This window comes from Pseudolysinimonas kribbensis (assembly GCF_030161895.1).
Classification (GTDB): Bacteria; Actinomycetota; Actinomycetes; order Actinomycetales; family Microbacteriaceae; genus Pseudolysinimonas; species Pseudolysinimonas kribbensis.
Genome location: NZ_BSVB01000001.1, coordinates 1690563 through 1717030, shown reverse-complemented (window position 1 = coordinate 1717030; position 26468 = coordinate 1690563). Strand labels below are relative to the sequence as shown.

Below are 26468 nucleotides of genomic sequence, written 5' to 3'. Positions count from 1 at the left end.
CGTTCTCCCAGCCGGCGGCTGCCGCCTGCGCCGTATGATGCAGCACATGACCGAGCCCGAGGGGACGGCGCCCCGGCCCAGCGGGCCGCCGCGCGCCCGAGGAGAGGACGTCGATCCACCGGCGTGCGCAGCGCGAACGGCCGGCCGCGGCGCCGCATCTCCGTCGTCGGCGTGCTGGGCGAAGTGCTCATCACGGCCGGTGTGCTCGTGCTCATGTTCCTCGGCTGGCAGCTCTGGCTGCAGGACATCATCGTCGGGGGCCAGCTGCACGATCAGGCGCTCCAGCAGTCGCAGAAGTGGGATGCCACCAAGGCGAACACCAAGCCGGCCAGCTCCACGACCATTCCGGTCGCCAAGGCCCCCGCGAACGCGCAGCGGTTCGCGAACCTGATCGTGCCGCGCTGGAACCAGGCCGGTCAGCCGTTGTACGTGCGGCCGATCGCGCAGGGCGTCGGTGCCTCCGCCGTGCTCAACAAGAACAACCTCGGCCACTACCCGACCACGCAGATGCCGGGCGACGTGGGCAACTTCGCGATCGCGGCGCACCGCTCCGCGTACGGCGGCAACCTGCACCTCATCCACCAGCTGCACGTCGGCGATCACATCTACGTCGAGACGATCGACGGCTGGTACCAGTACTCGTTCCGCAACCTGCAGTACGTGCAGCCCACCGAGGTCGGCGTCATCGACCCGGTGCCCGAGGTGCCCGGTGTGCAGGCCGTCGACCGGATGATCACGCTCACGAGCTGCAACCCGTTCTATTCGACGGCCGAGCGCATCATCGCCTACGGCGACTTCGACAAGTTCATCCCGCGCGACGACGCGAAGCCGGATCACGGGGCGCCCGCCGAGATCGCCGACGTGTACGAAGGGAAGAAGTGATGTACGCGGCCCTGTGGCGAGTGCTCCCCGGGCCCTGGTGGGTGCGGCTGCTGATCGTGCTCGTCGCCGTGGCGGCGATCATCGCGGCCCTGGTGTTCTGGGTGTTCCCGTGGGTGCAGACCTTCGTCGCCCCGCAGGACGTCACGGTCCGCACCTCGCACTAGCGGGCGGGTCAGCCGCCCGAGCAGTAGGTGATCGTCACGGCCGACTTCTGCGGCACCTCGCCGATCGCCGACTGCGCCGTCACGTTGCCGCCGGAGCACGAGCCGTCGGCGACCAGCTTGACCTGCAGCTGGTAGTCGGGGCCGCTCAGCAGATCCCGCGCCGCCGTGAACGACTGCCCTCGCTGATCCGGGGCGTTGACGTTGCCGGTGGAGACGATGAGGTTGACCTTCTTGCCCTCGGGCACCTGCACACTCGTCGTCTGGATGCCCTCGAGGCCGTCGACCTGCGCGCCGACGACCGCTCCCTTCGCCACGGACGGCGAATCCTGCGACCGGATCTCGCCGACGACCAGGCCGGCGGCCTTGATCGCGGTCTGCGCGTCATCCTGCGTCTTGTAGACCAGCCCCGGGAGCGTGACGGTCGCGGGACCCGTCGAGACGACGACCTCGACCTGCTGACCGGGCACCACCTTCGTGCCGGCCTTCGGGGTGAGCGAGATCACGTGGTCCGGCTGGATCTTGTCGCTGGACTGGGTGACCTCGTTCACCTTGAGGTTGGCCTTCTCGAGCTTCTTCTCGGCCGCGCCCTTCTCGAGCCCGATCACATTCGGGACCTCGGTCTGCGCACCGGCGCCCACGAGGTTTTGCGGGGTGAGGCTGAAGACCCAGACGAGGGCCGCGACGACGATGACCGCCATCACCGCGATGCCGCCCCAGATCCAGGCGACCGGTGGCCGGCTCTGGGTGCGCGGGGCGGAGTCGTTGCCGTCCTCCGCTAGGCGGCGAAGGGTCGCCGACGACGCCGCGGTGGAGTTCGGGCTGACCCCGAACAGGGTGGCGTTGAAGTCGTCACCCGCGGGAACGCGATCGGGCACCTTGCCGGTCGAGGCGATGTCGAGGTCGGCCTTGAAATCCGAGGCCGACTGGAAGCGCTCGTCCTTGTTCTTGGCGAGCGCGCGCATCACGACCGCGTTCAGCGCCGGTGAGATCGAGGGATTGAGCGAATGAGGCGGGACGGGCGCTTCGCTGATGTGCTGGTAGGCGACGGCGACCGCCGTATCACCGCGGAAGGGCGGCCGGCCGGTGAGCAGCTCGTACAGCACGACGCCGGTCGAGTAGAGGTCGGTGCGCGCATCGATCGCGTCGCCGCGGGCCTGCTCGGGCGAGAAGTACTGCGCCGTGCCGAGGATCGCGCTGGTCTGGGCGATCGTCGCCGACGAGTCGGAGATCGCCCGGGCGATGCCGAAGTCCATGACCTTGACCTGGCCGGACGGCGTGACCATGACGTTGCCCGGCTTGATGTCGCGGTGCACGACCCCGCGCGGTGCGAGTACTCGAGCGCGGTCAGGATGCCGTCCACCAGCTTGACGGCCTCGGCCGGCGGCACGGGGCCGCGGGCGATGAGGTCCTTGAGGAGGGTGCCCTCGACGCGCTCCATGACGATGAACGGCACCTGCACCTCGATGCCGCTCGCCTCGCGCACCGTCTCTTCGCCGGCATCGAAGACGCGCACGATCGTCGGGTGCGCCATCCGGGCCGCGGACTGGGCCTCCTGCCGGAACCGGGTGCGGAACGACGGGTCGTTGGCGAGGGAGGGCTTCAGCAGCTTGACCGCGACCTGCCGGCCGAGGCGGGCATCCGTGCCGGCATACACGTCGGCCATGCCGCCGTGACCGAGCAGCGCCCCCAGCCGGTAGCGTCCGGCGATGATGCGGACGTCGGGAGTCACCTCCTGATCGGTCACGCGTTCCTCCTCGACGTCCGCATCAGTGTAATGGGACGTTCCTCCGCGTCCGTCGCGTCGCGTCAGCCGATCGGGATGTTGAGCGGACTCGACACGGCCGACTGCAGGCCGGCCGATCCGCAGCTGGCCTGGTAGGTCACCGTCGCCGAGGTGGCGGTGGTGCTCAGCTCGATGTCCACGCTCTGCGCCGTCTTGTCGACGGTGTTGCCGGACGGGATCGTGTAGCCGCTCGCGTCGCCTCCGTTGAAGACGTAACCGGAGAGGGGAACCCGGAGGGGCAGCTGGTGTACGGCGTCCAGGCGATCGTGATGGTGCCGTGCTGCGGCCCCGCGGGGGCGGTCGCGGCCGACGGAGCCGGAGCGCCCGGGTACGGCCCGTAGACGTAGACCTTGATGGTCTTGCCCTTCTCCACGTTGCCCGTCGGGTTCAGTCCGGAGACCTTGCCCTCGTCGTTCGGGGTGGTCGCGGCGGGGCCGTCCTGCCGGTCGACGGCGTAGCCGAGGACGCCCAGGGCCGCGGCCACCTGGTCGTAGGGCTTGCCGACGTAGTCCTCCTCGTTGATGAGGTGCGACGTGGCCGTCGGGGTGGGGGTGGGGGTCGGCGTCCTGCTCTGGGTGGTGTGCGACGAGGTCGGCGCCGCCTGCCCGGTCGGCCGGATGAGCAGCACGATGATGATCGCGATGAGCGCGACCGCGAGCACCGAGACGATCGCGATGAGCGGCCAGGTCCACGGATTGCGGCGCCGGATCGTCTGGGTGGTGGGGCCCGGGGTCGCGACCGCGCCGACCGCGCCGGCCGCGGCGCCGGCCGGCAGCAGCCGCGTGGCCGCCGAGGTGTCGGCGGCGAACGAGGAGACCGGGTCGTGGCCGGCGACACCCGGGACGGCGGCGACCGCGCCGGCGACATCCCCGCGGCGCAGCGCCTGGGCGGCCCGGGCGAGGTGTGCGGCCGTCGCGGGCCGGTCCTCCGGGCGCTTCGCGATGCAGGCGTAGACCAGGTTGCGCACCGGCTCGGCGATCGTGACCGGCAGCTCCGGGGGCGCCTCGTTGATCTGCGCCATCGCGATGGCCACCTGCGACTCGCCCGTGAAGGGCCGGCGGCCGGCGAGGCTCTCGTAGGCGACGATCCCGAGCGAGTAGATGTCGGTCGCGGGGAGGCGGGATGCCCGCTCGCCTGCTCCGGCGACAGGTATTGGACCGTGCCCATCACCTGGCCGGTCGCGGTCAGCGGCACCTGGTCGGCGATCCGGGCGATGCCGAAGTCGGTGATCTTGACCCGGCCGTCGGGCGTGATCAGCAGATTGCCGGGCTTGATGTCGCGGTGCACGAGGCCGGCCTGGTGCGCCGCCTGCAGGGCGGATGCCGTCTGCGCGACGATGTCGAGCACCCGGTCGGTGGGCAGCACGTGCTCGCGCTCGAGGATCGAGCTGAGCGCCTCGCCGGGCACGAGCTCCATGACGAGGAACGCCGAGCCGTCCTCCTCGCCGTAGTCGAAGACGTTCGCGATGCCCTCGTGGTTGACGAGCGCGGCGTGCCGGGCCTCGGCGCGGAAGCGCTCCAGGAATCCGGGGTCGCCGAGGTACTCGTCCTTGAGGATCTTGATCGCGACGGTGCGACCGATCACGAGGTCGGTGGCCTGCCAGACCTCGCCCATGCCGCCGATCGCGATGCGGTTGCCGAGCTGGTACCGGCCACCGAAGGTGAGGCCGCTCGTGGGTCTCATCTGCTCAGCACCGCCTCAATGACCTTCTTGGCGATCGGAGCCGCGAGGGTGTTCCCGAAGCCGGCCTTGCCGATGCCGCCACCGTTCTGCACCACGACCGCGACCGCGACCTGGGGATCGTCCGCCGGGGCGAAACCGGTGAACCAGAGGGTGTACGGCAGCTGATTGTTCGCGCCGTTCTGTGCTGTGCCGGTCTTGCCCGCGACCTGAACTCCACTGATTCTTGCATTGCTCGCGGCACCGTTGTCGACGTTGTTGACCATGAGTTGCGTCATGGTCGCGGCGATGTCGGGGCTGACGGCCTGTCCGTAGCGCTCCGGGGCGAAGTCCTGCTTGGTCGTCAGGTCGGGATTGGTGATCGACTTCACGAGATTCGGCCGCATGAGCTCGCCGCCGTTGGCGATCGCCGCCGAGATCATCGCCATCTGGAGGGGCGAGGCCCGGTCGTCGCCCTGCCCGAAGCTCGAGAGCTCCTGGCGGGCGGGATCGCCGTTGGTCGACGGGTAGACGCTCGGCGTGACCGGCATCGGGACCGTCAGGTTCTTGTCGCCGAAGCCGAATGCCTTCGCTTGGGTCGCCACCTTGTCGTAGCCGAGATCCTTTCCGAGCTGGGCGAACGGGATGTTGCAGGAGTACTGCAGCGCCGTCTTGATCGAGGCGGTGTCGGCGCCGCCGCACGAGCCGCCCTCGGAGTTCGTGATGTAGGTGTTGGTGCCGCTCAGCTGCAGGCGGGGAGGGTTGGGGAAGGTGCTGTCCGGCGTGTACCCGTTGGCGAGAGCCGCGGAGGCCACGACGAGCTTGAACGTCGATCCGGGCGGATCGAGCCTGCCGGCGATCGCCCGGTTGATGAGCGGGTCGCCCGAGTCGTGGAGCAGCTGGTCGTAGGTCGCGATGACCTTCTTGGTGTCGTGGCCGGCGAGCACGTTCGGATCGAACGTGGGCTTGGAGACCATGGCGAGGATCGCGCCGGTCTTCGGCTCGAAGGCGACGACGGCGCCCGTGTAGTCGCCGAGCGCGTCCCACGCGGCCTTCTGCACCTTCGGGTCGATCGTGAGCGACACCGACGCGCCCTCGGGCTCCTTGCCGGTGATGATCGCGTTGACCTGGTCGAAGAACTGGTCGCTGCCGGTGCCGCTGAGCTCCTGGTTCTCGGCGCCCTCGATGCCGGTCGATCCCTGGTTGAGGGTGAAGTATCCGGTGACCGCCGAGTACAGCGGGCCGTCGGCGTACAGCCGCTGGTACTTGTAGGCGTCGTTGACGGGCACGGACTGGGCGATGGGCGTGCCGTCGACCAGGATCGCGCCGCGCTGGGTCTGGAAGCTCGCGTAGAACTCCCGCACGTTGCGCGGATCGGCCTTGAGGTTGGGCTGCTGGAAGACCTGGATGATCGTCGCCGACCCGAACAGGGCCAGGAACATGATGAGCACCACGATGCTGACGCGGCGCAGCTCCTTGTTCATCGGGCTCCCCTCGCGGTCGGGCCGCCGAGCGCCGTGCCGGCCGCGGGGGTGTCGACGACCCATCGCGGCTGGCTGCGCACGGAGTCGGACAGCCGCAGCAGCAGGGCCACGATGATCCAGTTCGCGACGAGCGACGAGCCGCCCGCCGCCATGAAGGGCGTGGTCAGACCGGTGAGCGGGATCACCCGCGTGATGCCGCCGATGACGATGAAGGTCTGCAGCGCCACGACGAACGACAGCCCGACCCCGAGCAGGCGGCCGAAGTCGTCCTGGCCGGTGAACCCAATGCGGAAGCCGCGCGAGACGAACAGCAGGTACAGGGCGAGGATCGCGAACACGCCGATGAGGCCGAGCTCCTCGCCGAGGCTCGCCATGATGTAGTCGCTCTGCGACAGCGGGGTGATCTGCGGCCGGCCGCGGCCGAGGCCCGTGCCGATGAGGCCTCCGTCGGAGAGTCCGAAGATGCCCTGCACGAGCTGGTAGCTGCCGCCCGGCTTGTCGTAGTTGGTCTTCGAGAAGGCGTCGAGCCAGGAGTCGATGCGACCGCCGACGTACGCGAGCGCCCGGCTGGCCGCGAAGGCGCCGCCGACGAACAGGATGAGACCCAGCACGACCCAGCTGAAGCGGCCGGTCGCGACGTAGATCATCACGAGGAACAGGCCGAAGTAGAGAAGGCCGGTGCCGAGGTCGTGCTGGAACACGATGACCGCCATCGCCGCGAGCCACACCACGACGATCGGGCCGAGGTCGCGGACCCGCGGCAGCCGCATCCCGAGCAGCCGGCGCCCGCCGATCGCGAGCGAGTCGCGGGCGGTCACGAGATAGCCGGCGAAGAAGATCGCGAGCGCGATCTTCGTGAGCTCACCCGGCTGGAAGCTGAAGGGCCCGATGCCGATCCAGACCCGCGCGCCGTTCACCGTCTTGCCGATCAGCGGCAGCATCGGCAGCAGGAGCAGGGCGAGCGCGACGAACATCGCGATGTAGCGGTAGCGCTGCAGCACGCGGTGATTTCGGATGACGAGCACCACGACGAGCGCGATGACGATCGCCATCGCCGACCAGACGACCTGCTTGACGCCGTTGGCATCCCAGCCCGTCCAGCCCTTGGCGATGTCGATGCGCGTGATCTCGGCGATGCCGAGCCCGTTGAGCAGGGTCGCGATGGGCAGCAGGAACGGGTCGGCGTCCGGCGCGACCACGCGCAGCGTGACGTGCACGGCGAGGATCAGCAGCGCGAGCACCGCCTCGAGTAGCATCATCGTGCCGCCGACGCGTCCGAGGGTGCCGAGATCGACGAGGGCGAGCGCGCCGCCGGCGAGGAGGAACGCCCCGACCAGCAGGACGAGCTCGAGATTGCGGCGGCGGGCCGGGGTGCGCAGCCGGATCCGGATGGTCTCGGTGAGCGTCGTGTGCGGCGACGCCTCCTCCGGCGCCGCGGCCGCCGGCACCGGATGGGCGCTCGCGGCGCTCACTGCTGATCGCCCGCCTGATTGGAGAGCCGGTCGACGATCGCCAGGGCGTCGCGCAGATCGTCGGCGCCGAGCGTGTTGCGAACGCTCTCGCGGTAGAACGCGGGGAGGTCGGCGACCTCGATGGTGGTCGTCTGGTAGACGCTCGAGAGGTGGATCGGGCCGATGTTCTGCTGCACCCCGCGGAAGACCGCGACCCGGCCGTGGTCGACGCCGACGTAGTAGCGGGACTGGGTCCACTGGTAGCCCACGACGACGGTCGTCACGATGACGGCGATCGCGAGGACGACGACGACGAGCCAGGTGATGCGCCGGCGCATCGCGCGGCGGCGGTCCTCCTGGATGAGCTCCTCGAGATAGCCCTCGCGCTCGGGCTCGAAGTGCGCGTCCTCCGGCTGGCTCGCCTTGAGCGGGTGCAGCAGCAGTGTGGGCAGGCGGATCGGCCGGCGCGCGCTCTCGCCCTCGAAGCTCAACGGCGCGGCCGCCGAGCCCACGAACAGGTGCTGCGGCGCCGGATCGTCGGAGTCGCCGATGTCGACGACGATCACCGTGACGTTGTCGGGCGCGCCGTGATCGAGGCTGTCCTTCACGAGCCGGTCGGCCGCGGCCTGCGCGCTCGTGGTCGACTGCAGTGCGGCGGCGATCCGCTCGTCGCTGACGTAGCTCGAGAGTCCGTCGGAGCACAGCAGCCACCGGTCGCCGGGGCGCGTGTCGAGCACCTTCGTGTCGATCTCGGGGGCGGCATCCACATCGCCGAGCACGCGCATGAGCACGGAGCGGCGGGGGTGGACCGCCGCCTCCTCGGGCGTGATGCGCCCGGAGTCGACCAGCCGCTGCACGAACGTGTGATCGGCGGTGATCTGCTCGAGCGTGCCGCCGCGCAACCGGTAGATGCGCGAGTCGCCGATGTGCGCGACGACGATCTGGCCGCCGACGAGCACGATCCCGCTCGCCGTGGTGCCCATGCCGGTGAGCTCGCTGTGCTCGAAGACCGTCTCGGCGAGCAGGAGTTCGCGGCGATCAGCGCCGACTGCAACGCGAACTCGGCGTCGTGCGGGGAGGAGTACGTCTGGTCGGCCTCGGCGACGCGTTGGGCGACGATCGCGGAGGCGACATCGCCGCCGGCATGGCCGCCCATGCCGTCGGCGACGAGGAAGAGGTGGGAGCCCGCGTAGGCGGAGTCCTGGTTGTTGCTCCGGATCCTTCCGACGTGCGAGACGGCCGCGCTGGAGGTCGTGGCCACCGGACTACCGCCGGAGCTCGAACGTCGTGGTCCCGATGGTCACCGGCACGTTCGGGGGATCGGGGTGGGAAGGGTCACGCGCACTCCGTCGAGGAACGTGCCATTGGTGGAGTCTAGGTCTTGGACCACCCACTGGTCGTTCCAGAGCATGAGCCGCGCGTGGTGCGTCGACGTGTAGTCGTCGCGGATCACGAGGCCGGATTCGCTCGAGCGCCCGATCGTCAGCTGCTCGGCCGGCAGGTCGATCGCCATGCCCTCACGCGGCCCGCTCGTGATCACGAGACGCTTCGGCGTCGTGTCGTCGGCGAGGGCGGCTGCCGGCGGACGGGTTCGGTGACGGCGGCGGTGGCGGCCGCCGGGGGCGCGGCGGTCGCCGCGACGGCGGGGGCCCCGGCACTCGCCGGAGGCGGCATCCGGCGCACGCGCTGCCCGAACAGGTCGGAGCGCAGGGCGAACACCACGACGAAGACGAACACCCACATCAGCAGCAGGAACCCCAGCTGCAGCACGAGCAGCGTGAGGCTGCTGGCGTTCATCGACCGCCCTCGCGCCGGACGTCGGCGTACTGGTCGGGCGACGCGGACTGGGCGAGCACCCGGAACACGATACGGGTGCGGCCGATCTCGATGACCGAGTCGGGCGGCAGGGCGACCTTCGTGACCCGCTGCCCGTTCAGGAGGGTGCCGTTCGTGGAGCCGAGATCGTCGAGCTCGGCGCGGCGCCCGTCCCAGAGGATCTGGGCGTGATGCCGGGAGGCGCCGGTGTCGTCGAGGGTGACATCGGCATCCGACCCGCGGCCGATCACGCTGCGCCCCTTGTGCAGCGGGAACCGCTTGCCGCCGATGTCGAGCACCGGATTCCAGGACACTTCGCCCTTGAGGTTGGCCGAGTCGATGCGCAGCACGCCCGCGGTGAGGGCGTCGTCGCGCTGGAGCGTGATCGAGATGCCGCCCGCGAACGAGTAGCCCTGGGCGACGGCGTGCTGCTGCACCAGCTGCGTGAACTCGTCGATGAGCGCCGGACCGAGCCCCGTCATCCGGGCGTAGTCGTCGGCCGACAGCCGCACCGTGAAGTCGTTGGGCACCAGGATGCGGTCGCGCGCGACCACCGCGGCGCGGGTGTCGAGCTCGCGGCGCAGCGCCGAGGTGATCTCGAGGGGCTGCAGACCGCTCTTGAAGGTCTTGGCGAAGGCGCCGTTGACGACGCGCTCCAAGCCCCTCTCGAAGCTGTCGAGAATCCCCACGGAGTCTCCTCCCGATCGGTAGACCGAATGCTACCGACCCAATCCGGGAGCGCCAGGCCGGAGTTCAGCCGGTTCGCACCTGGATGGTAATGTCGCCTGGTTGATCGCGACGGAGCGATCTCACGCGCGAGTGGCGGAATTGGCAGACGCGCTGGCTTCAGGTGCCAGTGCCCGCAAGGGCGTGGGGGTTCAAGTCCCCCTCGCGCACATCGATGGATCGTCGTGACGACCCTCCTCCTACCGGCTGAGCTCCAGTCGGCGATCGGACCCCACGAAGCCGAGCCGGCGGTAGAACGGCAGCGCGCCCTCGCTCGAATGGACCGTGAACTCCGTGACGCCCCGGCGGCCGGCCTCGTCGAGGAGCAGGCGCACCAGGCGCTCACCGATCGCCTGGTTGCGCAGGCCGGGCCGCACGTAGACGCTCTGCACGTCGCCGGAGAGCCGCAGGCGTTCGTGTGCGTTGGGCACGCGCTCGAAGACCGCGAGCCAGGCCATGCCGACCGGCTCGTGCCCGGCGGTCGCGATGGTGCACAGGTAGCGCTCGCCCTGGCGGCGCATCCAGTCCCCGAGGTGCGCCGCGAAATCCGGGGCGGCGGCGGGCGGAGCCGGTGCGGGCGGAGGCGACCATTCGAAACGGAGTTGCGTGAGCTCCGCCGCATCGACGGGCGACGCGAGACGGACGACGACGGTCATGACTCCCCTTCTCTCCGACGGCGAGCAGCGCGGCGGCCGGAAAGTGCAGGAGCCCGTCGGCGCCGGTGAGGTCGCCGGTCCGGATGCGGTACGCGCTGCGGATGCCGCGCCGGATGCCGTCGTCGTTCGCGCGATAGGTCGTGCCGATCGTGCCCGCACCCCCGGCGACCCCGGCCCAGAGGTCGTCGGCGGCGATTGCGAAGTCCCACTCGAGGGTGCGGCCCACGACATCGTGCAGCCCCGCCTCGGTGAGGGCCGCGGCCAGGCCGGGCCCGCTGCGGTCGAAGTCGAGCTCCGGCGAGAGGGTCGTGCCGGGCGGGCTGACGGCCCCGGCATCCCGGACGATGCCCGACCACAGGCCGTTCAGCTCGGTGCGGCGGCGCGGCCAGATCGTGATCGCGACGGTGCGGCGGGCGACGCGGGCGAGCTCGGCGAGGGCGGCGCGCGGGTCGTGCGTGTGGTTCACGACGAAGTTGGCGGTGACGGCGTCGAAGGCGCCGTCCGCGTGCGGCAGGTGCGGCAGCGTCGCCTGGCGATACCGGATGCCGCCGCCGAGCGACGCGGCGAGCGCGACCATCGACGGCTCCGCGTCGCCCGCCTCCACGCGCCAGCCGCGGGCGGCGGCCGCGCGGGCCAGGCTGCCGGGACCGGTGCCGACGTCGAGAAGCGTCCCGTAATCCGGGCGCTCGATCGCGTCGAGGAGCGGCTCGATCGTGCCGGCGCACAGGTGCGCGAAGGAGGCCGCGTACGCGTCCGCGGTCCCGTCCCATTCGCCCGGCACGCCTCTCACGCTAGCGAGCGGAATGGCGCCGGTCCGCCGCCGGTTGCACCGGGCATGAGCGAGAAGGTCACGATGTACGGCGCCGACTGGTGCAGCGACTGCCGGCGTACCAAGGCGCAGCTGGATGGGCTGGGCGTGGCCTACGACTACATCGACGTCGAGGCCGACGCCGCGAGCGCGGAGGCCGCGCAGCGCATCTCGGGGCGCATCAACATCCCGGTCGTGGTCTATCCCGACGGGTCGCACCAGGTGGAGCCGAGCAACCCCGACGTCGAGGCGAAGCTGCAGGAGCTCGCGATCGTCTAGGTGTCCGCGCCGGACGGCCGTCGCCAATAGCATCTGAGAGATGCGATGGTGGCGACGCCGGCGCGCGGACGTCGGCACCTTCAAGGCGCCTGCGCCCCTGCCCCCGGCGACGCTCGACGACCTCGTCGCCGACGGGCTGCTCATCGCCGAGTCCGCCGCCCGGATGACCGTCAAGAACGAGGTGATCCTGCGGGCGGTGCGCGACCGCGCCGACTACCGGCCCGAGTTCGCCCGGGCGATCGCCCGTGAGGAGCTGCGCCGGCTCGCGGTCGAGAGCCGGGCCGACGCCCGTCGCCTCGACGAGGAGCGCGCCCGCGCTGAGGACCGCACGGGCAAGGCGTCGCACCAGGCCGACTACCGCGAGGGCGATGTGGGTCACCTGACCCGGCGCAGCGAGGCCCTCGTCGCGCTCGCCGACCGCCTCATCCGCCTCTCGGCCGATGACGCGCACCTCGACGCGCTCGTGGACGAGGCCCGGCGTCAGGCGTGGGACGAGGTTGGCGACAGCATCGCCGAGCGCACCGCGACGGCGTGGTCGCTCGGGAGCCGGCTCTCCGCCGCGGAGCGGGCCCGGCGCGTGGCGCTCGTCGTCGACGACCTCCGTGAGCTGCGGAGGCTGGGCGGCGGTTAGGCGACCCGGGCGGAGCTCAGCCCGGCGCGCGCGGCCCGGCCGACCTCGAGCAGGGTGTCGCGCATGCGCTCCAGCTCGGACAGGTCGATGCCGAGCCGGTCGATGATCGTCGGCGGCACGGCGAGCGCCTTGGTCCGCAGCGCGGTACCGGATGCCGTGAGCGCCACCGCGAGCGCTCGCTCGTCATCGGGGTTGCGCTTGCGTTCGAGCAGGCCGGCCGACTCGAGGCGGCGCAGCAGCGGACTGAGGGTGGCGGGCTCCAGCGACAGCCTGCGGCCGAGCGAGCGGACGCTCTGCGGGCTCTCCTCCCAGAGCGCGAGCATGACCAGGTACTGCGGATGGGTCAGCCCGAGCGGCGCGAGCACCTCGCGGTAGAGGGCGACGACGTCGCGCGCGGCCGTGACGAGCGCGAAGCACACCTGGCGGTCGAGGGCGAGCAGGTCGGCGGAGGGAGCGGTCGTGGGCACGATGCAAGCATAGTGCGCTAATCGTTAGTACACTCATTGTTTGTGGACACACGAATCCGCTGGTGGGACCGCCTCAACCGCGCCGTCTTCCCCTTCATGGGGCCCGCCCAGCTCGGCCCCGGGCGCGGCGGCGAGCGGCCGCCGGCTCCGCGCCTGACGACCTGCCCGATCTGCGGCGCCGAGATGAGCGACCACATCGTGCAGCGCACGAGCGACCAGCACACGCCCACGCGGCTCGTCTGCCCCTAGGACGAGAGCGGTTCCGGCCGGGCGCGCGGGCATCCCGTCGCGCACCCACCTTCCGAAATGCAGGATCGGGGGATGGCGGATCGCGGTGGCGGCGCGCTCGCCTCGACCGGTACCGCCCGCGTCTCCTGCATTTCGGAAGAAGGAACGGAAGAAGATGCACGAGGCAACGGGACGAACGAGGGATGAAAACGGACGGGCGGCGGCTACCAGTTCGTGGGGCGCGCCTGCGTCACGCGCAGATCGAGCAGCGGCACGGCGCGGTCGGCGGCCTGCTCGACGCGCTCGCGCAGCGAATCCGACGCGATGCGGTAGTCGGCGAAGTCGCCGTCGCTGCCGTAGACGCCGAGGGGCAGCGTGAGCGCCTGGAAGAACCCGAACAGCGGCCGCAGCTGGTGCTCGATCGTGAGCGCGTGGCGCTCGCTGCCCCCGGTGGCGGTCAGCAGCACCGGGGTGCCCACGAGCGAGTACTGGCCGACGAAGTCGAACAGGTGCTTGAACAGGCCGGTGAACGACGCCCGGTAGACGGGGCTGCCGACGATCAGGAGGTCGGCGTGCTCGATCGCGTCGATCGCGTCCTGCGCGGCGGCGGGCATCGTGTCGCGGCGCAGCGACCCGGCCAGCAGCGGTCCGAGCTCGGAGACCTCGATCACGCGCAGCTCGACGTCGCGGCGGGCGGCCACGGCATCCGCCACCGAGCGCACGAGCACCGAGGTCTTCGACGGCGACTGCAGGCTGCCGGAGACCGCGACGACCGAGCGCGGACGGTCCTCCAGCACGGCGGTCATGCCCCGACGCTAGGGCGGTGCCCGCGGGCGGTGCACATCGCATGACGCCGCGTTGCCGCGTGTGACGTTTCCTTTCACGGCGGCTGGACGCCCCGCACGCGCGCGCGACAGGATGCCGCCCATGTCGCCGCAGCCCACGTCCCCCGGCAGATCCGGTTCAACGCATTCGACATGAATTGCGTCGCCCACCAGTCCTCCGGCATGTGGCGCCACCCGCGCGACCGGTCGGCGAGCTACAACACGCTCGAGTACTGGACCGAGCTCGCGAAGCTGCTCGAGCGCGGCACCTTCGACGGCATCTTCATCGCCGACGTGCTCGGCACCTACGACGTCTACGGCGGCACGAACGAGGCCGCGATCCGGCACGGCGCCCAGGTGCCCGTGAACGATCCCCTGATGGTGATCCCGGCGATGGCGCTCGTCACCGAGAACCTCGGGTTCGGCGTGACCGCGGGCACGGCCTACGAGCACCCGTACCCGTTCGCGCGCCGCATGTCGACGCTGGATCACCTCACCAAGGGCCGCATCGGCTGGAACGTCGTCACCGGCTACCTGCCGAGCGCCGCGCGCAACATGGGCGCCGAGGACCAGCTCGAGCACGACGACCGCTACGACCACGCCGACGAGTACCTCGAGGTGCTCTACAAGCTGTGGGAGGGGTCGTGGGAGGACGACGCCGTCGTGAAGGACCGCGAGCGCGGCGTCTTCACCGACCCGAGCAAGGTGCACGAGATCGGACACGAGGGCCGGCACTTCAAGGTGCCCGGCATCCACATCTCGGAGCCGTCGCCGCAGCGCACGCCGGTGATCTACCAGGCGGGCGCCTCGAAGCGCGGGATGAGCTTCGCCGCCGAGAACGCGGAGGCGATCTTCGTCGCGGCGCCGACCAAGGAGACCCTGAAGTCGACCGTCGCGCGCATCCGGGACGCTCTGGAGACGGCCGGCCGCGACCGCTACGCCGCGAAGATCTACACGCTGCTCACGATCGTGACCGACGCGACGCCCGAGAAGGCGCAGGCCAAGTGGGAGGACTTCCAGAGCTACGCCAGCGAGGAGGGCGCGCTCGTCTTCATGTCCGGGTGGATGGGCATCGACCTCTCCACGTACGCGCTCGACGAGCCGGTCGGCAACGTGCCCTCCAATGCGATCCAGTCGGTCGTCGCGAACTTCGTCGAGTCGGCCGAGGAGCACGGCCAGGAGTTCACCGTCGGCGACATCGGCCGGCATGGTGCCATCGGCGGCCTCGGTCCGTACATCGTCGGGTCGGGCGAGCAGATCGCCGACCAGCTGCAGGAGTGGGTGGAGTTCACCGACGTCGACGGCTTCAACCTCGCCTACGCGATCACCCCCGGCACGTTCGAGGACGTCGTCGAATTCGTGATCCCGGTGCTGCGTGAGCGTGGCGTCTACCCGTCGGAGTACGAGGCCGGCACGCTGCGCCAGAAGCTGCATGGCCGCGGTGACAAGCTGCCCGCGGAGCACAAGGGCGCGTCGTACCGGTACGACGCGGCCAAGGGGCGCTCGCCGGCTAGGTCGTCACCGTGATGGTGTGGTAGCCGGTCGCGCCGTCCGGCACCACGTCGGCCCTCGCCGCGGTCTGCAGCTCGCCGTCGGCACCGCGGGCGCGCACCGCGATGGTGTGCGACCCGTGCTCCGGATGCCAGGGCAGCCGCCACTGCACCCACGTGTCGGCCGAGATCGGCGTCGAGAGCTCCGCGGTCTGCCACGGCCCGCCGTCGATGCGCACCTCGACCGACCGCACGCCGACGTGCTGGTGCCACGCGACCCCGGCGACGACGTAGCCGTCCTTCTGCTTGCGCACCACATCGATACGCGACTCGAGCTTCACCGGACCCTTGGCCGACCAGCCCTCCTGGGTCCAGTACGCGGCCGCCTTGTCGTAGCGGGTCACCTCGAGCTTGACCACCCACTTGGTCGCCGAGACGTACCCGTACAGCCCCGGCACGACCATCCGCACCGGGAACCCGTGCTCCGGCGGCAGCGGCTCGCCGTTCATGCCGACCGCCAGGATGGCCGCGCGCTGCGGATCGGTGAGTGCCTCGATCGGGGTCCCGGCGGTGAAGCCGTCCTGGCTGGAGGACAGCACCATATCGGCGCGCGGTGACGGGCCGGCCCGCTCCAGCAGGTGCCGGATCGGATAGCCGAGCCAGCGCGCGTTGCCGATGAGGTCGCCCCCGACCTCGTTCGAGACGCAGGCGAGCGTCGCGTAGCTCTCCTCCAGCGGCAGCGCGAGCAGCTCCTTCCAGGTGAGGGTGATGTCGCGCTCGACCATCCCGGTGATCACGAGCCGCCACGAGTCGGGATCGATCTGCGGCACGGCGAGCGCGGTGTCGATGCGGTAGAAGCTGCTGCTGGGCGTGACGATGCGGGCCAGGCCCGGGATGCCGAAGTCGGCCCCGGCGGGCACGGCCGGCGCGGCCACCGCGGGCATCGGCAGCTTGAGCGCCATGCGCACCGCGGACACCGTGCGCGAGCCCGCCTCCAGTGCGACGCCGCCCGCCGTGGCGAGCGCGCCGGTCACGGCGGCGCCGACGGCCCAGCCCACGAAGAGACGCCGGCTGGGATCGGGCGCCGCGCCGCCGTCGGGCGCGGGGTCGGGCGCCGCGCGCTCCGGCATCCGGCGCACGAGCACGCCCAGCAGGACGATGCCGATCAGGCCGGCGGCGACCGCCGGCACCGGGTCGAGCGCACCGGGGTGCGCGCGCGTCGCCGCGGCGATCACGCCGAACACCGCGGCGGCGCCGATCAGCACGCGTCCGAGCGGGGGCGGCGCACCTCGATCACGCCAGCGAGGGCCGCGAGGATCGCGAGCGCCACGCCGACGCCGACGAGCAGGGCGCCCTTGTCGTCCTTGCCGAACAGGCCGATCGCGAGGTGCTTCGACCAGGCCGGGGAGGCGTCGATCAGGAGGAGCCGACGACCACGAACGGCCCCGCGGTTGGGGCGACGATCGCCGCGATCAGCTGGGCGATCCCGAGCGCGGCGCCCGTGGCGACGAGCCCGGCCAGCGACGGCAGCACCCAGCGCCACCGGCGCGTTCGTTCCATGGCCGGAGCATAAGACGATCGGCTCGGCGCTCGCCGGGTGGGGCGGTCGACCGGGCGGAACTACACCTAGAGCAGTTTGCGCTCGAGCGCCCACGCGGTGAGCTCGTGGCGCGAGGAGAACTGCAGCTTGCGCAGCACCGCGGACACGTGCGTCTCGACCGTCTTGATCGAGATGTAGAGCTCCGCGGCGACCTCCTTGTAGGCGTAGCCGCGCGCGATGAGCCGCATGACCTCGCGCTCGCGTGCGCTCAGCCGATCGAGCTCGTCGCTCGACTCGGCCTGCTCGCCCTGGGTCGCGCCGAACGCGTCGAGCACGAACCCGGCGAGGCGCGGCGAGAAGACGGCGTCGCCGTCGGCGACCGAGCGCAGCGCCCGCACGACCTCGTCGCCCGAGCTGCTCTTGGTGATGTAGCCGCGGGCGCCGGCACGGATCACACCGACGACGTCCTCGGCGGCATCCGAGACGCTGAGGGCGAGGAAGCGCACGTCGCCCAGCAGGTCGCCGCAGCGGCGCAGCACCTCCGCACCGCCGCCGTCGGAACCGGGGAGGTGCACGTCGAGCAGCACGACGTCCGGACGCAGCTCGTGCGCCATCCGCACGGCCTCGTCGGCGGTCGCGGCCTCGCCCACCACCTCGACGCCGTCTCCGAGCTCGGCACGCAGGCCGGAGCGGAAGATCGAGTGGTCGTCGACCAGCAGCACCCTCATCGCGCGCCCTCCGTCGCCACGGCGAGCGGCAGCGACAGCCGCACCTCGGTGCCGCCGCCGTCGCTGCGCACCACCGCCCGGCCACCGGCGCGCTCCATGCGGCCGACGATCGACTCGCGCACGCCCATCCGGCTCTCGGGCACGTCCGTGGTGTCGAAGCCCGCCCCGCGGTCGCGCACGTAGAGCTCGACCCCGCCGTCGGCGACCTCGAGATAGACCGAGACGTCGCCGCCCGCGTGGCGGGCCGCGTTGAGCATCGCCTCGCGCGCGGCCCCGATGAGGGCGGCGCTGCGCACCTCGGTCGCATCGCCGACCGTGACGACGTCGAACCGGGCCGGGTGAGCGAGCTCCAGTTCGCCGGCGATCGTCCGCAGCTCGGTGGCCGCGTCGCCCGCGAACGGATCCGTGCCCGCGAACAGCCAGTCGCGCAGCTCGCGCTCCTGGGCCCGCGCGAGCCGCGCCACCTCGCTCTGCGGTCCCGCGCGGTGCTGGATGATCGCGAGGGTCTGCAGCACCGAGTCGTGCAGGTGGGCGGCGATCTCCGCGCGCTGCGCCTCGCGGTCGCGTGCGCTGCGCTCGGCTCCGAGCTCCGTCCACAGGTCGGCGATCCGCGGCACGATCAGGATCACCACGCCCACCATCGCGATGAGGACGCCGAGGATCACGGCGACGGGATTCGCCGGCGACGGCAGCAGCAGCACGCCCTCGACCACGAGCACCGCGCCCGCCACGATTCCCACGATGCGCCGGTACCGGTCGTCGTAGGCGGGGTCGGCGCGATCGAGCACGAGGCTCCAGGCGACGGCCGCGGCCGCCAGCGCCGCACTCGGCACGGCACTCGACACCAGCGGTTCGACGAGACCCGTGCGGGCGGTGCCGATCGCGACGACCGCCGCGACGCCGGCCAGGCCGACCAGGATCGCCGCGCCGGGGACGGCGCGGCGCACGCGCGGCGCGTCCTCGTCGGCGAGCGGCACGAGCGCCCACAGCCAGAGGTAGAGCAGGATGCCGCCCCCGCCCAGCAGCGCGAGCACGATCGCGAGCACCCGCACGGCACTCGCCGACCAGCCCACGTGCCGCGCGACGGCGGCGCACACCCCGGCCAGCAGCATCCGCCGCGGACGCCGGAGCGCGGGGCGGAGGGCGACGGCCGCGGTCATGCCCCGATCCAAGCACGGGCGGCGGAGCCCCGGCCGGAAGTCAGGGTCGGATCAGGGGAACACCCCATGGAGCGCCGCGCGCATCACCGCGAGCATCGAGACATGGCATCGAAGAGTGTTCCGCCGCCGGCCGAGCCGGAGGCCGAGGAGACCGCGAGCGGCGAGGCGCCGCGCGATCCGCGGTTCTTCGCCTGGATCCGCACCCTCGGCCTGGTCCGGCGCACCGGATGGCTGGGCGGGGTCTGCGCGGCCATCGCCGATCGCACCCGGCTCGACCCGATCCTCGTCCGCGGCATCGTCGTGGTCCTCGCCGTCCTGGGCGCGCCGATCGTGCTGCTGTACGCGGCGGCGTGGTTCCTGCTGCCCGACGAGAAGGGCGCGATCCACGCGCTGACGCTGGCCCGCGGGCGGGTCGAGAGCGCGGTCGTCGCGATCGCAGGACTGACGCTGCTCTCCTTCCTGCCGCTGACCCAGGGATTCTGGTGGGCGGGGGCCGCGTACTGGGGCGAGCCGGACTTCGGGGCGTCGGCCGGGCGGATCCTCTGGACCCTGCTCGTCATCGCGGTGGGCATCGTCGTGATCGTCTGGCTGGCGCGCCGGGCGGAGCACCCCGACATCCGGAGCGTCCCGGCGACCACCGATGACAAGCCCGAGACGGTGCCCGGTGCGCCCCCGCCGAGTTCGCCGGTCCGTCGACCCCGCCGGCCGAGGGCGACGCGGAGCTCGCCGGCTGGCGGGTGCAGCAGGAGCAGTGGCGGCACCAGCGGGCGGCATGGTCGGCTCAGCAGAGCGCCGACGACCGTGCCCGTCGCGCCGCCGAGCAGGCGGCCAGGGCGCAGGAGCGCGAGGCGCGCCTGGCCGCACGCCGGCGCCGCGAGCCGTTCGTCGGCGGCGCGGTCATCGGCCTCGTCTTCGGCCTCGCGGTCGTCGCCGGCTGTGCGGTCGGGCTGACCGCGGCCGTGCTGCACCCGGATCGCGCGGTCGGCTGGACCGCCGGCCTCGGCACCGCCGTGGTGGTCTTCGGTCTCGCCCTGGCGGTCGCGGGTGTGTTCCGCCGACGCGCCGGCGGCCTCGCAGCGCTCGCCGTGCTCGCCCTGGTCGGCGCCGCGCTCACCGCGCCCCTCGTCGTGAATCGCACCCTCGTGCCCTTCGTGGGCTACTACGGCATCGACACGACGCACGGCGGCCGGTACGCCCGCGTCTTTGGACCCACGGATCTCATCGTCGGTGAGGCGCACCGGCCTGCCGGCACCACGATCGATCTCTGGCAGCGCACGGGAGACGTGCGCGTGGACATCGCGCCGGGCGAGACGGTACGCGTCGTCGCCTCGGTGGCCGCCGGTGACGTGCGCCGCGTCACGTGGAAGCTGGGCCGGCCCACCGACGTGCATCGGGTCGCGCCCGGCTCACGACGCGACGGGATCGCGCGCTACGACGTGACGTACGGTGCAGGAGATCCCGATGTCGTCATCCGGATCAGCCTCGAGAGCGGATCGATCGCGTTCGGCGCCAATCCCGACCTCGACGGGAGCGCCGAGAACCGGGGGACGTCCACCTCGGCGCCGACTCCCACCCCGTCCTCTCCCGCGACCGAAGGAGCACGGCCATGACCCGCCCCCGCCTGCGCACCGCCGCGATCGTCTGGGGCCTCGTGCTCGCCGCGCTCGGCGCCGGCGTCGCGTGGCTCGTGCTCGAGCCGCACCGGATCGCCGCGATCGGCCTCCGCGTGCTCGAGGCCCGGCCGGCCGACATCGCGATCGGCCTGGTCGGCGCGCTGCTGGCCGTCGGCGCCGTCATCGTCGTCGGGTCGGCCCTGAGCGTCGTGCATCGCGCGCAGGACCGCGCCCTCGAGCGCCGCCTGAGCATGCCCGCCGCCGGCGCACCGGAGGGCGAGCCCGACGATCGATAGCATCGGCGCATGCCGCCGCTCGCCAGCATCCTCGGGTTCCTCGGCGCGGCGCTCATCATCTTCGTGATCCCGGGGCCGAGCGTCCTGTTCGTCGTCGGCCGCTCGCTCGCCCTGGGCACGCGGGGCGGCCTGCTGAGCGACGTGGGCAACGCTCTCGGGATCGTGCCGCAGGTGCTCGCCGTCGCGTTCGGGATCGGGTTCCTCGTGCAGCAGTCGGTCGTGCTCCTGACCGTGATCAAGATCGCGGGCGGCCTGTACCTCGTCTATCTCGGCATCCAGGCGATCCGGCACCGCAACGCCCGGATCACGGACGACGAGACCCCCGTGGCCTGGTCGCCCTGGCGGCTCATCGGGCAGGGCTTCCTCGTCGGGATCACCAACCCGAAGGCGATCGTGCTCTACAGCGCCGTGCTGCCGCAGTTCCTCGACCCGCGGCAGGCCGCGATCCCGCAGCTGCTGATCCTCGGCGGGATGGGCGTCGTGCTCGGCTTCCTCTCCGACAGCGTGTGGGTGATCATCGCGGGCACGGCGCGGCAGTGGTTCGCGCGCTCGCCGCACCGGATCGCCCGCACGAGCCTCGTGGGCGGGGTGCTGATGATCGGTCTCGGCGGCACCCTCGCCGTGAGCGGGGTCCCCGGCATCCGGGTCTGACCCGAACCCGGCGCGCGGCTCGCGGGGCGGTGCGCGAGGAGATTCAGGGCGTGGGCATGCGGGCGTCGTACTCGCGGAACGGACGCACCACCCGCACGATCGTGGCGGCGGCCACGACGATCGCGAACCCGCCGAGCACCGGGGGAACCAGAGCGCGACGAGCGAGGCGAGGATGCCGGCGTAGAGGTCGCCGATGCGCGGACCGCCGGTGACCACGACCGTGAAGATGCCCTGGAGCCGGCCGCGCATGCCATCCGGCACGGCGACGATGAGCATCGTGCCGCGGAAGATCGCGCTCACCTCGTCGGCCGCGCCGCTGCCCGCGAGCGCGACGCCGGCGAGCACGAGGGCGACCGGGTTGACGTGCGCGAACGAGGAGGTCACCGTGCCGAACCACCCGGTCTGCATGGCGCCGATCACGAGGCCGAACGCCAGAATGCAGCCGCCGTAGACCATCACGGCGCGTCCGATCGCGACGCCGTGGCGATGCACATGGCCGACCGGCCCGCTGAACAGTCCCGCCACGAACACGCCGGCCGCGGCCGACGCCGTCAGCACCCCGACCGTGATGGCGCCGCCGCCGATCGCGAGCGCCGCCACCGCGGGGAACAGCGTGTACGGGCGGCCGAACCCCATCGCGATCACGTCGATGAGGAATCCGGAGCGGATGTTGGGGGCGCGTCGCAGGAAGGCGATCCCCTCGCGCAGCGACCGCCAACCGGGCCGCAGCGCGTCCTCCAGCGGGGTGAGGGAGGGCAGGCTCAGGATGCCGAGGAACCCGGCCGCGAACAGCACGGCGTCGACGGCGTAGGTCCACCCGAATCCGAACGCGGCGACGAGCACGCCGGCCAGCGCCGGCCCGACGGTGAGCTGCAGCCCGAATCCGATTCCGCCGAGCGCGTTCGCGGGCGCGATGTGCTCCGGCGGGAGGATCCGCGGGAACACCGCCGAGCGCGTCGTGTTGGACACCGTCGCGGCGATCGAGTTGAGGGTCGTGAGGAGGTAGAACTCCCAGAGCGCCGGCGCCGGACCCATCGCCGTCAGCACCGAGAGCGCGATGAGGCCGAGCGTCGTGACCCAGCCGACGAGCGAGCTGACGATGAGCACGATCCGGCGGTCGAAGGCGTCGGCCAGCATGCCGCCCCAGAGGCCCGCCACGACCATCGGCAGCAGCGCGATCCCGCCGACCAGCGAGACCGCAAGGGTCGACGCCGTGAGGTCGTAGATCTGCAGGCCGACCGCGACGACGGTCAGCTGCGCGCCCATCCCGGCGATCGTCGATCCGATCCACAGCCGGGCGAAGGCGCGCGAGCGCAGCGGGCTGAGATCGGCGAACCGGCGTCGCCTCGCGGTCGCGCTCGGCGACGCGGGAGGCTGGGGATCGGACACCGTGACCGAGATTACCGGCGGCGGGAATCGTTCCGCGGTGCAAGGGGTTGCCGCCTCCATGACCTCTCTCGATCTCGGGCCGCTCGTCCTCGGCGGCAACACCTTCGGCTGGACCTCCGATCGCGATCAGTCGTTCGCCGTGCTCGACGCGTTCGTCGCGGCGGGCGGCCGGGCGATCGACACCGCCGACGTCTACTCGCGCTGGGCGCCCGGCAACTCGGGTGGCGAGTCGGAGACGATCATCGGTGAGTGGCTGGCCTCGCGCGGCCGCCGCGACGACGTGGTCATCGCGACCAAGGTGTTCTCGCTGCCCGCGCGGCCGGGGCTCTCGCCCGAGAACGTCCGCGGGGCCGTCGACGACTCGCTGCGGCGCCTGCAGACCGACCGCATCGACCTCTACTTCGCACACCGCGACGATCCGGAGGTCGCCCAGGCCGACTACGTCGGCGTGTTCGACGAGCTCGTGCGGGAGGGCAAGATCCTCGAGGCGGGTGCCTCGAACTTCACGGCCGAGCGCCTGCGCAGCGCCGTCGAGATCGCGCGGTCCGCCGGGTTCGCGGGGTTCACCGTCGCGCAGGACCCGTACAACCTCGTGAACCGGGCCATCGAGTCGACGCTCGTGCCGACGCTTCTCGAGCTCGGCGTCGTCGAGACGCCGTACTCGGCGCTCGCGAGCGGGTTCCTCAGCGGCAAGTACCGCCCGGGCGTCGCGGTCGACTCGGCCCGCGCGGCGGGGGCGTCGACGCACCTCGACGATCCCGCGAACCTCGCGCTGCTGGAGCTGGTCGACACGATCGCGGCCGCGCGCTCCGTCAGCCCGGCGGCCGTGGCCCTGGCCTGGCTGCGCGGTCGCCCGGCGGTCGCGGCACCGATCGCGAGCGCTCGCACCCCGCAGCAGCTGACGGCGCTCGCCGAGTCGTTCGGGCTGGAGCTGAGCAGCGACGAGGTCGACCGCCTCGACGGCCGGATGGCGTCCACACTCACCTGAACCCCGGCCGGGAGCGGGCCCTTGGGGGAGCGGTGCGCACTCGCCCGGTGATACCGTCCGGCCATGTCGCGAATCGTGGCGGTGGCGCCTGCCCTGCCCGAGTACGCCTACACGCAGGCGGAGATCGCGGCCGAGATCGGCTCGCTCATCACCCACGACGCCGGCCGCCTCGCGGTGCTGTCGCGGTTCCATGCCGCGAGCGGCATCGGTCACCGGCACACCGTGCTGCCGCTGGAGCGCTACCGCGACCTGCACGGATTCGAGGAGGCCAACGACCTCTGGCTGAGCGAGGGCACCGCGCTCGCGGCGCGCGCCGTGGTCGCCGCACTCGACGCCGCGGGGCTGCGTCCCACCGACGTCGATCACCTGCTCTTCACCTCCGTCACCGGCATCGGGGTGCCGTCGATCGACGCGCGGCTCGTCTCGCGCATCGGCCTGCGGCCGGACGTCAAGCGCATGCCGTCGTTCGGCCTCGGGTGCGTGGCGGGTGCGGCGGGGCTGGCGCGGGTGCACGACTACCTGCTCGGGCATCCGGACGACATCGCCGTGCTGCTCTCGGTCGAGCTGTGCTCGCTCACGCTGCAGCGCGACGACGACTCGACCGCCAACTTCGTCGCCAGCGGCCTGTTCGGCGACGGCGCCGCGGCCGTCGTCGTGGCGGGAACGCGCCGGGCCGAGGCGCTCGGCCTGCCCGGCCCGGACATCGTCGACACCCGCAGCGCGCTCTACCCCGACAGCGAGAGCGTCATCGGCTGGGACATCGGCGGCACGGGATTCCGGATCGTGCTGACCGCCGCGGTCGCCCAGACGATCGACGCGAACATCGCGGGCGACGTCGAGCGGCTGCTCGCCAGCAACGCGCTCACCGGCCGCGACATCGGGGCGTGGATCGCGCATCCGGGCGGGCCGCGCGTGCTCGAGGCCTTCGAGAAGGGCCTCGGCCTCGACCGGGCCGACCTCGCGCCCAGCTGGCGCTCGCTCGACGCGGTCGGCAACCTCTCGTCGTCGTCGGTGCTGCACGTGCTGGCCGACGTCATCCGGCAGCCCGACGGAACGAATGGTCTGCTCTTCGCCCTCGGGCCGGGGGTCACGAGCGAGTACGTGCTGCTGAACTGGGCGGCCTAGGCGGGTGGGAACGGTCTCCGCGCTGCTGTTCACGGCGTTCGTCGTGCTCGTCGGATGCGAGCGCATCGTCGAGCTGGTCATCTCGCGTCGCAACGCCGCGTGGGCGTTCGCGCGCGGCGGCGTCGAGTCGGCCCGCGGCCAGCTGCCGTGGATGATCGCGCTGCACGTCGGGATGCTGGTGGGCGCCGTCGCCGAGGTCTGGCTGCTGGGTCGGCCGTTCATCCCATGGCTCGGCTGGCCGATGCTCGCCATCGCGCTCGGCTGCCAGTTCGCGCGCTACACGATGGTGCAGGCGCTCGGGCGACGCTGGAACACGCGCGTCATCGTGGTGCCCGGGATGCCGCCGGTCGCGGCCGGTCCGTACCGGTGGATGCGGCATCCCAACTATCTCGTCGTCGCGATCGAGGGCGTCGCGCTGCCGCTCGTGCACGCCGCGTGGATCACCGCGATCGCCTTCACGGTGCTGAACGCGGTGCTGCTGCTCGGCTTCCGGATCCCCGCCGAGAACCGCGCGCTGGAGCTAGGAGCGACGGCCATTTCTGGCCTTCGCCGCGACGCCAGCGCCGACGACCGTCCCGGTCGTCGGATGACGTGAGCGGGCACGTCCTCGTCGCCGGCGGCGGGCCGATCGGTCTGGCGGCGGCGATCGAGGCGCGGCTCGCGGGTTTCGACGCGACGATCGTCGAGCCGCGCCGCGGCGTCATCGACAAGGCCTGCGGCGAGGGCCTCATGCCCGCGGCGCCGCCCGCGCTCGCGCGGCTGGGGGTGACGCCGCGCGGAGTCCCGCTACGGGGCATCCAGTACCGCGACGGCAGCCGCGTCGTGACGCACCGGTTCCGCGGGGCGCCGGCGCTCGGCGTGCGCCGCACCGAGCTGCACGGCCGGTTGCGCGACCGGGCGGCCGAGCTCGGGGTGCGCACGGTCGAGGCGAGGATCGAGGAACTGCGACAGGACGACGCCGGGGTCGAGGCGGCCGGCATCCGGGCCGACTGGATGATCGCGGCCGACGGCCTGCACTCGACGGTCGCCGGGCTCGTCGGCCTCGATCGCGGTGCGCCCGCCGTGCGGCGCCGGTACGGGCAGCGCCGGCACTACGACCTCGCGCCGTGGACCGACCTCATCGAGGTGCACTGGAGCGCGCTCGGCGAGATCTACGTGACGCCGACCGCGGACGACGGCGTCGGCCTGTCGCTGCTCGCGCGGCAGGGGGTGCGATTCGACGACGCGCTCGAGGCGGTGCCGGAGCTCGCGGCGCGGGTCGCGGGTGCGACGCCGCGGAGCGGGCTGCGCGGGGCGGGGCCGTTCCGGCAGCGACGGGCCGGCCGGGTCGCCGGGCGGGTGCTGCTCGTGGGCGACGCATCCGGGTACGTCGACGCGCTCACCGGGGAGGGCATCCGGATCGGGCTGGCCGAGGCGCGCGTCGCCGTCGCGTCGCTCGTCGCCGGCGATCCGCACTCGTACGAGCGCGCCTGGCGCCGGGTCACGCGCGAGTTCCGGATGCTGACGGCGCCACTGGCCGCGCTCGCCGCGTCGCCGGCGCAGCCGCTCATCGTGCCGGCGGCGCGTGCGGCGCCGTTCCTCTTCCGCGCGGCCGTGGAGCGCATCGCCCGCTGACGCGGGTTGAGGAGCGA

Annotated in this window: 26 protein-coding genes, 1 tRNA gene and 5 pseudogenes; 14 read left to right on the top strand and 18 right to left on the bottom strand. The window is 72.2% G+C overall.

Annotation, left to right across the window (positions count from 1 at the left end):
- The first annotated feature begins 123 nt into the window (after positions 1 to 123).
- Entirely contained in the window at positions 124 to 882 is a 759-nt protein-coding gene (locus QQK35_RS09585) for a class E sortase (RefSeq protein WP_284253968.1), read from the top strand.
- Positions 879 to 1046, top strand: a complete 168-nt coding sequence (locus QQK35_RS09580) for a hypothetical protein (RefSeq protein ID WP_284255783.1) — start codon at positions 879 to 881, stop codon at positions 1044 to 1046. The genes QQK35_RS09585 and QQK35_RS09580 overlap by 4 nt, the downstream gene beginning before the upstream one ends.
- Positions 1047 to 1054: 8 nt before the next feature.
- Here QQK35_RS09580 and QQK35_RS09575 read toward each other — a convergent pair whose 3' ends face one another.
- The 9 genes and pseudogenes from QQK35_RS09575 to QQK35_RS09540 form a co-directional block, all read right to left on the bottom strand.
- Positions 1055 to 1744: a PASTA domain-containing protein gene (locus QQK35_RS09575; protein ID WP_284255666.1), complete on the bottom strand. Its 690-nt coding sequence runs from the start codon at positions 1742 to 1744 to the stop codon at positions 1055 to 1057.
- A gap of 285 nt (positions 1745 to 2029) precedes the next feature.
- A pseudogene (locus tag QQK35_RS09570) lies at positions 2030 to 2709 on the bottom strand (protein kinase domain-containing protein); the annotation flags it as partial.
- Between the two features lie 244 nt (positions 2710 to 2953).
- A pseudogene (locus QQK35_RS09565) lies at positions 2954 to 4512 on the bottom strand (serine/threonine protein kinase).
- Positions 4509 to 5972: a peptidoglycan D,D-transpeptidase FtsI family protein gene (locus QQK35_RS09560; protein WP_284253967.1), complete on the bottom strand. Its 1464-nt coding sequence runs from the start codon at positions 5970 to 5972 to the stop codon at positions 4509 to 4511. Before QQK35_RS09560 ends, QQK35_RS09565 begins: the two are co-directional and overlap by 4 nt.
- Positions 5969 to 7444: an FtsW/RodA/SpoVE family cell cycle protein gene (locus tag QQK35_RS09555; RefSeq protein ID WP_425564932.1), complete on the bottom strand. Its 1476-nt coding sequence runs from the start codon at positions 7442 to 7444 to the stop codon at positions 5969 to 5971. The genes QQK35_RS09560 and QQK35_RS09555 overlap by 4 nt, the downstream gene beginning before the upstream one ends.
- A pseudogene (locus QQK35_RS09550) lies at positions 7441 to 8684 on the bottom strand (PP2C family protein-serine/threonine phosphatase). The gene QQK35_RS09555 and the pseudogene QQK35_RS09550 overlap by 4 nt, the downstream one beginning before the upstream one ends.
- Positions 8685 to 8723: 39 nt before the next feature.
- Entirely contained in the window at positions 8724 to 8936 is a 213-nt protein-coding gene (locus QQK35_RS20440; RefSeq protein WP_431311805.1) for an FHA domain-containing protein, read from the bottom strand.
- Positions 8937 to 8959: 23 nt separating this feature from the next.
- Complete coding sequence (locus QQK35_RS20435; protein ID WP_431311804.1) at positions 8960 to 9220, bottom strand: hypothetical protein; 261 nt, start codon at positions 9218 to 9220, stop codon at positions 8960 to 8962.
- Positions 9217 to 9927: an FHA domain-containing protein gene (locus QQK35_RS09540; RefSeq protein WP_284253966.1), complete on the bottom strand. Its 711-nt coding sequence runs from the start codon at positions 9925 to 9927 to the stop codon at positions 9217 to 9219. Before QQK35_RS09540 ends, QQK35_RS20435 begins: the two co-directional genes overlap by 4 nt.
- Positions 9928 to 10051: 124 nt before the next feature.
- Here QQK35_RS09540 and QQK35_RS09535 point away from each other — a divergent pair.
- A tRNA-Leu gene (locus tag QQK35_RS09535) sits at positions 10052 to 10134 on the top strand.
- A 30-nt stretch (positions 10135 to 10164) separates the two neighbouring features.
- On the opposite strand, the gene QQK35_RS09530 is transcribed toward QQK35_RS09535, so the two are convergent.
- Positions 10165 to 10620, bottom strand: coding sequence for a GNAT family N-acetyltransferase (locus tag QQK35_RS09530; RefSeq protein WP_344200442.1), 456 nt, complete (start codon positions 10618 to 10620; stop codon positions 10165 to 10167).
- A 418-nt stretch (positions 10621 to 11038) separates the two neighbouring features.
- A pseudogene (locus QQK35_RS09525) lies at positions 11039 to 11401 on the bottom strand (class I SAM-dependent methyltransferase); the annotation flags it as partial.
- A gap of 54 nt (positions 11402 to 11455) precedes the next feature.
- Here QQK35_RS09525 and QQK35_RS09520 point away from each other — a divergent pair.
- Both QQK35_RS09520 and QQK35_RS09515 read left to right on the top strand, forming a co-directional pair.
- The gene (locus tag QQK35_RS09520; RefSeq protein WP_284253964.1) at positions 11456 to 11707 is read left to right on the top strand and encodes a glutaredoxin domain-containing protein; all 252 of its coding nucleotides are present in this window, start codon (positions 11456 to 11458) and stop codon (positions 11705 to 11707) included.
- A 40-nt stretch (positions 11708 to 11747) separates the two neighbouring features.
- Positions 11748 to 12338 (top strand): hypothetical protein, encoded by a 591-nt coding sequence (locus tag QQK35_RS09515; protein WP_284253963.1) that lies wholly within the window; start codon positions 11748 to 11750, stop codon positions 12336 to 12338.
- Here the strand turns inward: QQK35_RS09515 and QQK35_RS09510 are convergent.
- Positions 12335 to 12808 carry a MarR family winged helix-turn-helix transcriptional regulator gene (locus QQK35_RS09510; RefSeq protein WP_284255664.1) on the bottom strand — a complete coding sequence of 158 codons (474 nt, stop codon included), beginning with the start codon at positions 12806 to 12808 and terminating at the stop codon, positions 12335 to 12337. The two genes, QQK35_RS09515 and QQK35_RS09510, sit on opposite strands and share 4 nt — an antisense overlap.
- Before the next feature lie 39 nt (positions 12809 to 12847).
- Between QQK35_RS09510 and QQK35_RS09505 the strand changes: the two genes are divergently transcribed.
- Positions 12848 to 13054, top strand: a complete 207-nt coding sequence (locus QQK35_RS09505; protein WP_284253962.1) for a hypothetical protein — start codon at positions 12848 to 12850, stop codon at positions 13052 to 13054.
- Positions 13055 to 13257: 203 nt separating this feature from the next.
- On the opposite strand, the gene msuE is transcribed toward QQK35_RS09505, so the two are convergent.
- Positions 13258 to 13839: an FMN reductase gene (msuE, locus tag QQK35_RS09500; RefSeq protein WP_284253961.1), complete on the bottom strand. Its 582-nt coding sequence runs from the start codon at positions 13837 to 13839 to the stop codon at positions 13258 to 13260.
- 150 nt (positions 13840 to 13989) lie between these two features.
- Between msuE and QQK35_RS09495 the strand changes: the two genes are divergently transcribed.
- The gene (locus QQK35_RS09495) at positions 13990 to 15384 is read left to right on the top strand and encodes an LLM class flavin-dependent oxidoreductase (protein ID WP_284255663.1); all 1395 of its coding nucleotides are present in this window, start codon (positions 13990 to 13992) and stop codon (positions 15382 to 15384) included.
- On the opposite strand, the gene QQK35_RS09490 is transcribed toward QQK35_RS09495, so the two are convergent.
- The 4 genes from QQK35_RS09490 to QQK35_RS09480 form a co-directional block, all read right to left on the bottom strand.
- The gene (locus QQK35_RS09490; RefSeq protein WP_348534922.1) at positions 15368 to 16612 is read right to left on the bottom strand and encodes a molybdopterin-dependent oxidoreductase; all 1245 of its coding nucleotides are present in this window, start codon (positions 16610 to 16612) and stop codon (positions 15368 to 15370) included. The genes QQK35_RS09495 and QQK35_RS09490 overlap by 17 nt on opposite strands.
- Before the next feature lie 151 nt (positions 16613 to 16763).
- The gene (locus QQK35_RS19770) at positions 16764 to 16907 is read right to left on the bottom strand and encodes a hypothetical protein (protein WP_348534921.1); all 144 of its coding nucleotides are present in this window, start codon (positions 16905 to 16907) and stop codon (positions 16764 to 16766) included.
- Between the two features lie 66 nt (positions 16908 to 16973).
- A complete protein-coding gene (locus QQK35_RS09485; protein WP_284253958.1) occupies positions 16974 to 17615 on the bottom strand; it encodes a response regulator in 642 nt (213 codons plus the stop codon).
- On the bottom strand, positions 17612 to 18775 hold the full coding sequence (locus QQK35_RS09480; RefSeq protein ID WP_284253957.1) for an ATP-binding protein: 1164 nt from the start codon (positions 18773 to 18775) through the stop codon (positions 17612 to 17614). The genes QQK35_RS09485 and QQK35_RS09480 overlap by 4 nt, the downstream gene beginning before the upstream one ends.
- A 102-nt stretch (positions 18776 to 18877) precedes the next feature.
- On the opposite strand from QQK35_RS09480, the gene QQK35_RS09475 reads away from it, so the two are divergent.
- The 3 genes from QQK35_RS09475 to QQK35_RS09465 all read left to right on the top strand — a co-directional run bounded on the left by QQK35_RS09475 (position 18878) and on the right by QQK35_RS09465 (position 21335).
- A complete protein-coding gene (locus QQK35_RS09475) occupies positions 18878 to 19726 on the top strand; it encodes a PspC domain-containing protein (protein WP_284253955.1) in 849 nt (282 codons plus the stop codon).
- Positions 19727 to 20381: 655 nt separating this feature from the next.
- On the top strand, positions 20382 to 20684 hold the full coding sequence (locus tag QQK35_RS09470) for a hypothetical protein (protein ID WP_284253954.1): 303 nt from the start codon (positions 20382 to 20384) through the stop codon (positions 20682 to 20684).
- A 9-nt stretch (positions 20685 to 20693) separates the two neighbouring features.
- Entirely contained in the window at positions 20694 to 21335 is a 642-nt protein-coding gene (locus tag QQK35_RS09465) for a LysE family translocator (RefSeq protein ID WP_284253952.1), read from the top strand.
- Between the two features lie 216 nt (positions 21336 to 21551).
- On the opposite strand, the pseudogene QQK35_RS09460 reads toward QQK35_RS09465, so the two are convergent.
- Positions 21552 to 22784 (bottom strand): annotated as a pseudogene (locus QQK35_RS09460) (MFS transporter); the annotation flags it as partial.
- Between QQK35_RS09460 and QQK35_RS09455 the strand changes: the two are divergent.
- The 4 genes from QQK35_RS09455 (at position 22783) to QQK35_RS09440 (ending at position 26451) form a co-directional block, all read left to right on the top strand.
- Positions 22783 to 23712 carry an aldo/keto reductase gene (locus QQK35_RS09455; protein WP_284253951.1) on the top strand — a complete coding sequence of 310 codons (930 nt, stop codon included), beginning with the start codon at positions 22783 to 22785 and terminating at the stop codon, positions 23710 to 23712. The pseudogene QQK35_RS09460 and the gene QQK35_RS09455 overlap by 2 nt on opposite strands.
- A 63-nt stretch (positions 23713 to 23775) precedes the next feature.
- The gene (locus QQK35_RS09450; RefSeq protein WP_284253950.1) at positions 23776 to 24837 is read left to right on the top strand and encodes a type III polyketide synthase; all 1062 of its coding nucleotides are present in this window, start codon (positions 23776 to 23778) and stop codon (positions 24835 to 24837) included.
- A 4-nt stretch (positions 24838 to 24841) separates the two neighbouring features.
- Entirely contained in the window at positions 24842 to 25432 is a 591-nt protein-coding gene (locus QQK35_RS09445; RefSeq protein WP_284253949.1) for an isoprenylcysteine carboxyl methyltransferase family protein, read from the top strand.
- Positions 25429 to 26451, top strand: coding sequence for an NAD(P)/FAD-dependent oxidoreductase (locus tag QQK35_RS09440; protein ID WP_284253948.1), 1023 nt, complete (start codon positions 25429 to 25431; stop codon positions 26449 to 26451). The genes QQK35_RS09445 and QQK35_RS09440 overlap by 4 nt, the downstream gene beginning before the upstream one ends.
- The last annotated feature ends 17 nt before the right edge of the window (positions 26452 to 26468 follow it).

Excerpts from the sequence above, each read along its gene's own strand:
- QQK35_RS09575 (WP_284255666.1), bottom strand. The coding sequence starts at position 1,744 with ATGGCGGTCATCGTCGTCGCGGCCCTCGTCTGGGTCTTCAGCCTCACC.
- QQK35_RS09560 (WP_284253967.1), bottom strand. The coding sequence starts at position 5,972 with ATGAACAAGGAGCTGCGCCGCGTCAGCATCGTGGTGCTCATCATGTTC.
- QQK35_RS20440 (WP_431311805.1), bottom strand. The coding sequence starts at position 8,936 with ATGGCGATCGACCTGCCGGCCGAGCAGCTGACGATCGGGCGCTCGAGC.
- QQK35_RS20435 (WP_431311804.1), bottom strand. The coding sequence starts at position 9,220 with ATGAACGCCAGCAGCCTCACGCTGCTCGTGCTGCAGCTGGGGTTCCTG.
- QQK35_RS09530 (WP_344200442.1), bottom strand. The coding sequence starts at position 10,620 with ATGACCGTCGTCGTCCGTCTCGCGTCGCCCGTCGATGCGGCGGAGCTC.
- QQK35_RS09520 (WP_284253964.1), top strand. The coding sequence starts at position 11,456 with ATGAGCGAGAAGGTCACGATGTACGGCGCCGACTGGTGCAGCGACTGC.
- QQK35_RS09515 (WP_284253963.1), top strand. The coding sequence starts at position 11,748 with ATGCGATGGTGGCGACGCCGGCGCGCGGACGTCGGCACCTTCAAGGCG.
- msuE (WP_284253961.1), bottom strand. The coding sequence starts at position 13,839 with ATGACCGCCGTGCTGGAGGACCGTCCGCGCTCGGTCGTCGCGGTCTCC.
- QQK35_RS19770 (WP_348534921.1), bottom strand. The coding sequence starts at position 16,907 with ATGGAACGAACGCGCCGGTGGCGCTGGGTGCTGCCGTCGCTGGCCGGG.
- QQK35_RS09485 (WP_284253958.1), bottom strand. The coding sequence starts at position 17,615 with ATGAGGGTGCTGCTGGTCGACGACCACTCGATCTTCCGCTCCGGCCTG.
- QQK35_RS09480 (WP_284253957.1), bottom strand. The coding sequence starts at position 18,775 with ATGACCGCGGCCGTCGCCCTCCGCCCCGCGCTCCGGCGTCCGCGGCGG.
- QQK35_RS09475 (WP_284253955.1), top strand. The coding sequence starts at position 18,878 with ATGGCATCGAAGAGTGTTCCGCCGCCGGCCGAGCCGGAGGCCGAGGAG.
- QQK35_RS09470 (WP_284253954.1), top strand. The coding sequence starts at position 20,382 with ATGACCCGCCCCCGCCTGCGCACCGCCGCGATCGTCTGGGGCCTCGTG.
- QQK35_RS09465 (WP_284253952.1), top strand. The coding sequence starts at position 20,694 with ATGCCGCCGCTCGCCAGCATCCTCGGGTTCCTCGGCGCGGCGCTCATC.
- QQK35_RS09455 (WP_284253951.1), top strand. The coding sequence starts at position 22,783 with ATGACCTCTCTCGATCTCGGGCCGCTCGTCCTCGGCGGCAACACCTTC.
- QQK35_RS09450 (WP_284253950.1), top strand. The coding sequence starts at position 23,776 with ATGTCGCGAATCGTGGCGGTGGCGCCTGCCCTGCCCGAGTACGCCTAC.